Source organism: Amycolatopsis rhizosphaerae (assembly GCF_007713715.1).
Classification (GTDB): domain Bacteria; phylum Actinomycetota; class Actinomycetes; order Mycobacteriales; family Pseudonocardiaceae; genus Amycolatopsis_E; species Amycolatopsis_E rhizosphaerae.
On sequence record NZ_VJWX01000299.1, the window covers coordinates 1 to 8,775 of the forward strand.

Sequence of the window (8,775 nt, forward strand, 5' to 3'; positions counted from 1 at the left end):
TCCCAGAGCAGGCGCATGGCCGCCGTGACCAGATCTTCGCGGGGCAGTCCCGGATGCCGGGCCCACCACTGGGCCATCCCGTCGAGGCCGGTGATGAGCAGTTCGACCATGGCCTCGGCGGTGGCGTCGTCCGGATCGAGCGCGATCCGCCGCAGGTCGGGAGCCAGCAGGGCGGTCACCGTGCGGGTGCGCGACTCCCGGATGCCCCACCGGACGGCCTGGATCTCCGCGTCGTCCTCGTCGGTCCGGTCGAACAGCAGGCGACGTGCGGCGGGCCTGCTCTCGGCGAAACTGAAATAGGCGTCGATGGTGCCGCGCATCCGCTCCCGCGCGTCGCCCCCGCCGGTGATCCGGGCGCCGACATGCTCGATGAGCGCGGCGTTCTGCTCCTGCAGCACGGAAATCAGCAGCACCCGCTTGTTGGGGAAGTGGTCGTAGAGCACGGAACGGGTGACGCCACTGGCCGAGGCGATCGCGCTCATCGCGGTGGCGTGGTAGCCGGAGGCGGCGAACACCACCAGCGCCGCCTGGAGGATCTTGGTGCGGCGCGCGCGCCCGCTCAGCCGCGTCCGCGGTCCGTCGGCCATCGCGCCTCCCTCACCGCTCGTCCGGTCGGCGCCAGCCTAACCGACACTCACGTCGGTGAGCAGTTTCGGCCCGGGACACGGCCTGCGCCGGCGCCGGGTGTGTACCCGGTCCAGCGTTTGAAGGCGTGACTGAAGCTGGAGGCGTGCGCGTAGCCGAGCGCGGCGGCGACCGATTCCACCGTGTGCCCGTCGGCGAGCAGCTCCTCGGCGAACTCGCTCGCCACCTCGGCGGTCAGCGTGGCGAACGTGGTGCCCTCCGCGCCGAGTGCGCGCCGGACTGAACGCTCGCTGACCCCGAGTGCCTCCGCGACCCGCCGCTGGTCCGCCAGTCCCCGCCCTCGCTCCAGCTCGCGCCGGAGCCGGGACCGCACGGTCTCGCTGGTCCCCGCCTCGGTGCGCGCGGGTGCGCGCAGCCGTCGCCTGCGCTGTTCGCAGTGGCGGCGCATCAGTTCGGCGGTGCGGGGTTCCGCCTGCGGCAACGGCATGCGCAGCGCCTCGGCCGGGATGACGCCCTCGGTCGCCGGCCCGCCGAAGGACGGCACCACGCCCAGCAGGCGCGGATAGAGCGCGGCGTAGGACGGTTCCGGGTGACGGAACCCGACCCGCGCGATCGCCCGCTGCGTGCCCACCAGGTCGCGGACGAAGGTCACGATCGCGGCCACGTCGCGTTCCACCAGGAACCGGACGACCTCGGCAGGGGTGGCGGCGGACAGCGTCTGTTCGCCGAGCACCGCGCGGATGCCGTGCGGCGACTGGTGGATCACGAACGGCATGAACGTGAACGTCAGGTCGAGGTAGTTCAGGCCGACCTCGATCGCCTGCCCCAGGGTGGCGCTGCTGATCGCGGCGAATCCCAGCTGCCCGTAGGAGGTCAGGTGGTAGCGCCGTCCCGCCTGCAGCCCCAGCCCCGGCACGGCCGCCAGTTCGGCGACGACGTTGCCCACCACGAGCAGTTCCTGCTCGGAGTCGATCTCGATGTCCGGGTCGGCGAGGTGTTCCAGCGTCAGCCCGGTGCCGTGCAGGCACCGGCGCGCCGCCATCCCGTTCTCTCCCGCGATCCGGGTCAGCAGCGCCACACTCGCCACGCCCCGGCGGCGCCCGGCCGGAACTCGCATGGCTGTGTCCGCTTCGAACATGGTTCCACCCCGCCTCGGCTTCCTACGGTGCGATCGCCAGGTTGACCACACGGTGAGTAGGAGAGCACGAGCATGGGCGAGCACGCCAGGCCGTTGATCGCGATCGTCGGCAGCGGTTTCAGCGGCATCGGTCTCGCGATCAGGCTCCGGCAGGCCGGGCTGACCAGACCTGCCGCCGGAAGCCGCTTCCCGGTCCGGCCGGTCCCGTGAGGGACTCCGGCAAAGTCGCGTGAGTGTTGGCCGTGAAGGGCCCCTTCACAGTCGATTTGACTGTGAAGGGACCCTTCACGGCTTGCCCCAGCCCCTCCGGCCGGGGGCGTTGACCTCTGCCACGGAATCGGTGCGTCCTTGGCGTGGCGGCCGACGGCCGCCTCGCCTGTGACGGGTGAGTGCACGGAGACCGCCGTGCGCTGCCGGGCAGGCCGGGTCGCTTTGCCAGCGGACCGGCGCGATTGTGCGTAGGTTCCGGGTATGGCGGGTGGGATGGCCGTCGAGGCGACGATCAACCAGGTGACGCGCTACCTGGACCTGGCCGGAGTGTTCGCGTGCGCGATCCTGGGTGGGGCCGTGGCCCGCACCGAGCGGCTGGACTTGTTCGGGTTCCTCGTGGTGGGCGTCGTGTCGGGGCTTGGCGGTGGTGTCATCCGCGACACGCTGCTGCAGCACGGCACTCCGGTCGCGCTGACCGACTACGCCTACCTGCCGACCGCACTGGCCGGTGCACTGCTGTCGTTCGTCATCTCGATCAGTGAGAGTGCCTGGGACCGGCTGTTCACCGCGCTGGACGCGGCGGTCATCGGGTTCTGGGCCATCGCCGGGGCGCAGAAGACCCTGGCCGTGGGGCTGGGCTGGTTGCCCGCGATCCTGCTGGGCACGACCACCGCTGTCGGCGGTGGCGCGCTGCGGGACGTCCTGTTGCGCCGCGTCCCGGCCGTTTTCGGCGGCAACGGGCTTTATGCCACGGTCGCGGCGGCCGTCGCCGCCACGATGGTCATCTGCACCGCCCTGGGGGCCCCGTTGGCCGGGATCGTCGTCGGCGTCGTCGGCGCACTGCTGTTCCGGGTTGCCGCGGTCAAGTTCGGCTGGAACCTGCCCAGCGGGCTGGACTGGCAGCCGCAGTCCCGGCTCGCCGCTGCCTGGCGCAAGCACCGTCGTCGGCGCAACCCGCGCGAGGAGGAAGGAGACTGATCATGGAGTCCGGCGTCGGCACCGTCCTCGGGCCGCTCGGCGAGATCCGGGCCGGGATCGAGGAGTTCTACCGGGACCTGCACGCCCATCCGGAACTCGGCCTGCGGGAGTACCGCACGGCGGGCAAGGTCGCGCAGCGGCTGCGCGACCAGGGTTACGACGTGATCGAGGGCGTCGGCGGTACCGGGGTGATCGGTGTCCTGGTCAACGGGACGGGGCCGACGGTGATGCTGCGCGCGGACATGGACGCGCTGCCGGTGCGGGAACGGACCGGGCTGCCCTACGCCTCGGAGGTGACCGTGCCCGGTCCCGAAGGAGGCAGGCAACCGGTCATGCACGCCTGCGGGCACGATGTGCACGTCTCCTGCCTGACCGGGTTCGCCGCTCTGATGGCTCGCGCCAGAAGTGCCTGGAGTGGAACGGTCGTGGCGCTGTTCCAGCCGTCGGAAGAGAACGGGGACGGCGCCGACGCGATGATCCAGGATGGGCTCACCGAGCGCGTGCCGAAGCCGGATGTGGTGCTGGCACAGCACGTTCTGCCCTATCCGGCCGGTTATGTCGGCACTCGGGCGGGGCCGTTCCTGTCCGCCGCGGACAGCCTCCGGGTGACGCTGCACGGGCGTGGCGCGCACGGCTCGGCTCCGCAGGCGGCGATCGATCCGGTGGTCATGGCGGCGATGACGGTGGTGCGGCTGCAGACCATCGTCTCCCGCGAACTGGCGGCCACCGCCCCCGCGGTGCTCACCGTGGGCAGCATCCAGTCCGGCAGCGGGCCGAACGTCATTCCGGACCGGGCGGTGCTGCAACTCAACGTGCGCACCTACGATCCTGCCGTCAGGGAGCACGTGCTCGCCTCGATCGAACGCATCGTGCGCGCCGAGGCCCAGGCCACGGGTGCGGTGCGCGAGCCGGAGTTCGAAACCCTCGCGGCGTTCCCGCCCACGATCAACGACGAGGCCGCCACGGACGAGGTCGCCCGGGCCTTCGCCGCGCATTTCGGGGCAGACGCGCACACCATCGACGTGCAAACCGCCAGCGAGGACATGAGCCGGATTCCGGGGGCGTTCGGGGTTCCCTTCACCTACTGGGGCATCGGCGGGGCCGATCCCGGCCGCTACGCCGAAGCCGAGCGAAAAGGCACGGTGGCGCAGGACATCCCGGTCAACCACAGTCCGGAGTTCGCTCCGGTTCCGCAGCCCACGCTCGACACCGGGATCAAGGCCCTCGCCATCGCCGCACTGGCCTGGCTCGGCCCCGGTCCGCGGACCGGGTAGCCGGGCACCAAACCCCGCCGACCGCCGACGAGCACGTTCACGACCGGTCCCCATGGAGGCGCTCGGTCAGGAAGGCGAGGATTTCGTCCCTGGCCGTCCGCGTGGGATGGCCGTCCTCGTCGACGAAGTGGGCGGTGACGACGCTGTGGGGAGTGCCGACCACGTCGCGGAAGAACGGGGGCGAGCCGGTGTTGGCGGTACTGCCCGGAAGGACGCGGCCGTCGAAGGCATCGCCGAGGAGGGTTCGATAGGCGGCGAAGCGTTGACCGGTGCACCAGCGGTCGTTGTCGAAGCGGTAGGCGAGCACCTTCAGTCCGTCGCGCGCGATGCGGTCGCGGACCGCGCGCGCGTCCTCGTCGCCGATCTCGAGTCCGGCGGGGTCGTCCAGTGGCAGCGACGGATGGTTGACCACCGGAGCGATGACGGCCGGTTCGAGCGCCATGGTGAGGGCGAAGTTGCCGGTGAAGCACAACCCGATCGCGCCGACTCCCGGACCGCCGCATTCGGCGTGGGCCTGGCGCGCGAGCCCACGCAGCCACACCGTGACGGGGCTGGTGCCGCCCCCGGCGAAGGCACGGAACTCGGCACTGACACACGCGCGCCGGACCACCTCCCGTCCCCCCTCGACCGTGGGATAGGCGCCGTCGGTCCCGAACAGTGAGGGAACGTGGACGGTGAAGCCCGCGTCCCGCACCCACCTCGCCAGCCGGAGGACGTCGGGGCTGATGCCGGGCATCTCCGGCATCAGCACCACGGCCGGTCCGGCACCGGCGACGAGCACCGTCTTCCCCACCCCGTCCACGGTCACGACCCGTCGCGAGAAGTCCGTGATCGCGTCGTCGTGGCCTTCGCTGGCAGCTCTCATACCGAGAGCCTGGACCTCCGTGCCCCGGCACGGGATAGGCCAGATCGCCAGGTGTCAGGGTAATCTCGCCACTGCTTGGAGGTGAGCACGACCATGCTGCGAGTCGGTGTCCTGGCCTACCCGGGCTGCTTCGCGTCCGAGGTGTTCGGCGTCCCCGATCTGTTGACGATGGCTACGCACGTCGCCGGTCCGGACAACGCCGGATACGAGGTGTCGATCATTTCGCCTCGGCGTCGCGTCGTCGCGTCGGGCGGTACCGCGCTGGCCGTCTCCTCGCTGCGCGAGGTCGACATCCTCGTCGTGCCGGGATTCGAGTTCTCACCCAGACTCGACGTGGACGCCAAACTCGCGTCACTTTCCCCCGAAATCGCGGCGATCCGCTCGCACACCGCCGCGGGCAACGTCGTCGTCTCGATCTGTGTCGGCGCGTTCCTGCTCGCCGAGGCGGGGCTTCTGCACCGGCGCCGGGCCACCACGTCCTGGCTCTTCGCGGACGAACTCGCCCGGCGCTGTCCCGGCGCCGATGTCCGGCCGGAACGGATCGTCGTCACCGACAGAGGGGTGACGACTACGGCCGCCTTCACCGCCATGTACGACTTCGCGCTGGAACTGATCCGCGAACACAGCGGCGCCCGCGTGGCGCGGACGACCGCGCGGGTCGCGCTCGTCGACGACGCGCGATCATCCCAGGTACCCTACGTCGACGCGCGTCTTCTTCCGCAGCCCGGAAACGAGTTCTCCCGCAGGGTCATGCGACGGCTCGACCAGAACCTCGCGGCCCGCTACAACCTCGCCGCGCTGGCCGCCGCCTTCAACGTCAGCACTCGCACACTGCTGCGCCGCTTCGCGGACGAGACTGGTCAGAGCCCGCTCGACTACCTGCGGTCGTCGCGGGTCCGCCGCGCCCGCCACCTCCTGGAAACGACGGAGCGAACGGTCGCCGGCATCTCCGCCGCGGTCGGTTACCGGGATGCCGGCACCTTCGCCGCCCTCTTCGCCCAGCACACCGGATGCCGCCCGAGCGATTACCGAGCGGCCTTCCGGCGCGGTGTCCGCTGAGTGTTCGGCCAGACCTGGGAAACCGGTTACCCTGCCTGGCCCACGGCTGCCGCCGAAGTCCCGGGTGTCCTCTGTGGACGATCGTCGCGGATGCCGAGGACGGCGGCGGCGCCGAGCAGGGGCCCGGCGGCGAGGAGGGCGAAGGCGGCGTAGAACGAGCCGGTGGCGCGGAAGACGGGACCGACCGCGGCGGGGACGAGCACGCTGCCGAGTTGCCAGACGGCGTTGACGGCGCCTGCCGCGGAGCCCGCGAGGCGGCCGCCCGCGAGCTTCGGGATCATCGCGGCGGTGAGCGGGCTGTAGGCGTAGGCCGCGATCCCGAGCACGGGCGCGACGGCGAGGAAGGCGCCGTAGCTGCGCATCGCGCCGAAGACCAGCAGCGAGGCGGTGAACAGCAGCAGGATCGCCATGATCGGCAGGCGCATGCCGAGGCCGAGGCGGTCGGTGACCCAGCCGACGAGCGGCTTCACGGCCACGGCGACCCCGGAGAAGATCACCACGACGAGGCCGGCGTCGACGCCGGAGAGGTGGCTGCCCTTCATCATGAGGGTGTTGGACCACGTGACGAACCCGTAGGTGCCCCACAGGCCGCCGAACCCGGCGAGACCGAGCAGCAGGAGATCCCTGTTCCGCAGCAGCGGCCGGAGGTCGGGCAGAGCACGCCTGGCGTCTCCGCGGACCGCTGTGCCGTTGCGCAGGAAGACGGTGCACAGCACGGCGAGCACGACGGTGACGCCGCCGAAGAGGTGGTAGGAGGCGCCCCAGTTGCCGTGCTTGATCAGCGTCGGCACGACGGCGTTGGCGATGACGGTGCCGAGTGAGGTGGCCGTCATGAAGATCCCGCTCGCCAGGCCGATTTCCCGCTCCGGTAGCCAGGTGGTGATGAGCTTCATGCCTGCGGAGAACTCGACACCGGCGAACAGGCCGACCAGTCCCTGCACGGTGATGCCGACGGGGATCGACGTGGTCGAGCCGAACACGATCATCAGCGAGCCCGCGACCAGCAGGCTGAGGCCGAGCACGAGGCGGCTGCCGACCCAGTCGGTGAGGAACCCGCCCGCCGCGTTGGAGAGGACGTAGCCGATGTAGTAGCAGGTGGCGAAGATCCCGAGCGCGGCGAGGGGGACGTGCCAGGAGTCGCTGACCGCGGCGGCGGCGGGTCCCCAGGTCGAGCGGTCGACCGAGGTCATGGTGAAGGCGGCCCAGCACAACAGCAGTACGACCCACCGGTAGGGCGTAGGTTTGGCACTCATCGTCGAGGCTCCAATCGGATGAAGGCGGGTCAGATGATCGCGTCCTGGCGCAAGAGCCGGGTACGGATCGCGGCCACGTCGTGCCTGGTTCCGCCGGCGTACTGGGCGGCGGCGACACCGGCGGCGTGCCCGGTGGCGAAAGCGGTTCCCATGACGCGGATCGAGGCGTAGGCCTCGGGATCGGAACTCGTCAGCCGCCCCACGCCCCACAAGTTCTCGGTGTCGGCCGAGCGGATCGCGTCGTAGGGGACGTCGTACCAGCCGCGGCCCGCGATGGGGACGTAGCGGGTCACGCCGGGACCGGCGTGGTCCTCGACGGGCCAGCCGCAGCGGGCGATCGAGGACTCCGGACGTTTGCGCGCGCCGAGCACGTCGGCGCCGGTGACGGTGTCCCGGCCGAGCAGGTGCCTGCCTTCCCGGATACCCAGCTGCGGGCCGGTCTCGATCAGGCAGGCCCTTGACCAGCCGGGAAGGTGCTTGCGCAGCGCGTCGAGATACCGCCAGGCCTGACGGCGCGCGCTGGCCTCGTCACGGCTGAACGTGGCCGCGTCCAGCACGTCGGCCTGCTCGTCGACCAGCAGCGCGATGACCTCCCTGGTGAGCGGGAGGTGCACCGCGATTCCGTAGTCGCGGGCCAGTTCGATGCCGGTGTCGTGGCGGTAGGCGCCGACGGCCGCGCGCAGCCCCTCCCGGGACAGGTCGGCATCCTCGGCCACCCCGCCGAAGCGGCAGACGAGCGTACTGGTCTGGCGGCGCTCGACCGGCTCCACCCGTACCCCGGCGCCCGCCGCGGCCAGCAGCGCCCCGTCGCCGCTGGCGTCGACGAAGGCCGCGGCGGTGACGGTCTCGCGTCCGCCGCGATGGTGCAGTTCGATTTCGGCCGCCAGGCCGCCGTCCCGGCGCGCGCCGATGAGGGTGGTGTGCAGGCGGACGTCGACACCCGCTTCCGCGGTGACCGTGTCGCAGGCGAGCTTCGTGGCCTCGGCGTCGAGCAGGACGATCCGGTTCCCCGTCCAGCCCATGACTTTTTCCTCGTACGCGCCGAGATCGCGCAGCTCCCGCAGCACCCGTTCACCGACCCCGGCCACGACGCGTTCGCCGCGCTGGTCGAAGAAACCGCAATAGGTCAGTACCGAGCTGATGGTGGCCGCGCCGCCGAGAAACGGGTACTGCTCCACCAGCAGGACCCGCGCCCCCGACCACGCGGCGCCGACCGCCGCTCCGATGCCACCGGCGCCACCACCGACGACCACGACGTCGTACGAGTCGCTCATCGCCCGCCCTTCTTCCGAGTCCAGCCAGTACACGACGCGCGGCGGGACGGCGCCAATATCATTCAGGCACCTGGGGCATAAGGCAAAGGTATGGAGCATGGAGCTACGGCAGCTTCGCCTCGCTTGTGCGCTTGTGTCC

9 protein-coding genes are annotated in these 8,775 nt (G+C 71.1%); 4 read left to right on the forward strand and 5 right to left on the reverse strand.

Going from position 1 to position 8,775, the window contains the following annotated elements:
- Both FNH05_RS24905 and FNH05_RS24910 read right to left on the reverse strand, forming a co-directional pair.
- On the reverse strand, positions 1 to 587 hold a 587-nt coding region (locus tag FNH05_RS24905; protein ID WP_144591138.1), incomplete at its 3' end, for a TetR/AcrR family transcriptional regulator.
- 47 nt (positions 588 to 634) lie between these two features.
- Positions 635 to 1,723: an AraC family transcriptional regulator gene (locus FNH05_RS24910; protein WP_144591139.1), complete on the reverse strand. Its 1,089-nt coding sequence runs from the start codon at positions 1,721 to 1,723 to the stop codon at positions 635 to 637.
- Between the two features lie 72 nt (positions 1,724 to 1,795).
- Between FNH05_RS24910 and FNH05_RS38245 the strand changes: the two genes are divergently transcribed.
- The 3 genes from FNH05_RS38245 to FNH05_RS24920 all read left to right on the forward strand — a co-directional run bounded on the left by FNH05_RS38245 (position 1,796) and on the right by FNH05_RS24920 (position 4,185).
- Positions 1,796 to 1,933 (forward strand): hypothetical protein, encoded by a 138-nt coding sequence (locus FNH05_RS38245; protein ID WP_186382719.1) that lies wholly within the window; start codon positions 1,796 to 1,798, stop codon positions 1,931 to 1,933.
- Between the two features lie 261 nt (positions 1,934 to 2,194).
- Positions 2,195 to 2,911 (forward strand): trimeric intracellular cation channel family protein, encoded by a 717-nt coding sequence (locus FNH05_RS24915; protein ID WP_144591140.1) that lies wholly within the window; start codon positions 2,195 to 2,197, stop codon positions 2,909 to 2,911.
- Between the two features lie 2 nt (positions 2,912 to 2,913).
- Positions 2,914 to 4,185 carry an amidohydrolase gene (locus FNH05_RS24920; protein ID WP_144591141.1) on the forward strand — a complete coding sequence of 424 codons (1,272 nt, stop codon included), beginning with the start codon at positions 2,914 to 2,916 and terminating at the stop codon, positions 4,183 to 4,185.
- A gap of 37 nt (positions 4,186 to 4,222) precedes the next feature.
- Here the strand turns inward: FNH05_RS24920 and FNH05_RS24925 are convergent, their stop codons facing one another.
- Positions 4,223 to 5,050: a dienelactone hydrolase family protein gene (locus FNH05_RS24925; RefSeq protein WP_144591142.1), complete on the reverse strand. Its 828-nt coding sequence runs from the start codon at positions 5,048 to 5,050 to the stop codon at positions 4,223 to 4,225.
- A 93-nt stretch (positions 5,051 to 5,143) separates the two neighbouring features.
- Here FNH05_RS24925 and FNH05_RS24930 point away from each other — a divergent pair, with 93 nt between their 5' ends.
- On the forward strand, positions 5,144 to 6,109 hold the full coding sequence (locus tag FNH05_RS24930; protein WP_144591143.1) for a GlxA family transcriptional regulator: 966 nt from the start codon (positions 5,144 to 5,146) through the stop codon (positions 6,107 to 6,109).
- 26 nt (positions 6,110 to 6,135) lie between these two features.
- On the opposite strand, the gene FNH05_RS24935 is transcribed toward FNH05_RS24930, so the two are convergent.
- Positions 6,136 to 7,362: an MFS transporter gene (locus tag FNH05_RS24935; RefSeq protein ID WP_144591144.1), complete on the reverse strand. Its 1,227-nt coding sequence runs from the start codon at positions 7,360 to 7,362 to the stop codon at positions 6,136 to 6,138.
- Between the two features lie 29 nt (positions 7,363 to 7,391).
- Entirely contained in the window at positions 7,392 to 8,636 is a 1,245-nt protein-coding gene (locus FNH05_RS24940) for an FAD-dependent oxidoreductase (RefSeq protein ID WP_144591145.1), read from the reverse strand.
- Positions 8,637 to 8,775 lie beyond the last annotated feature (139 nt).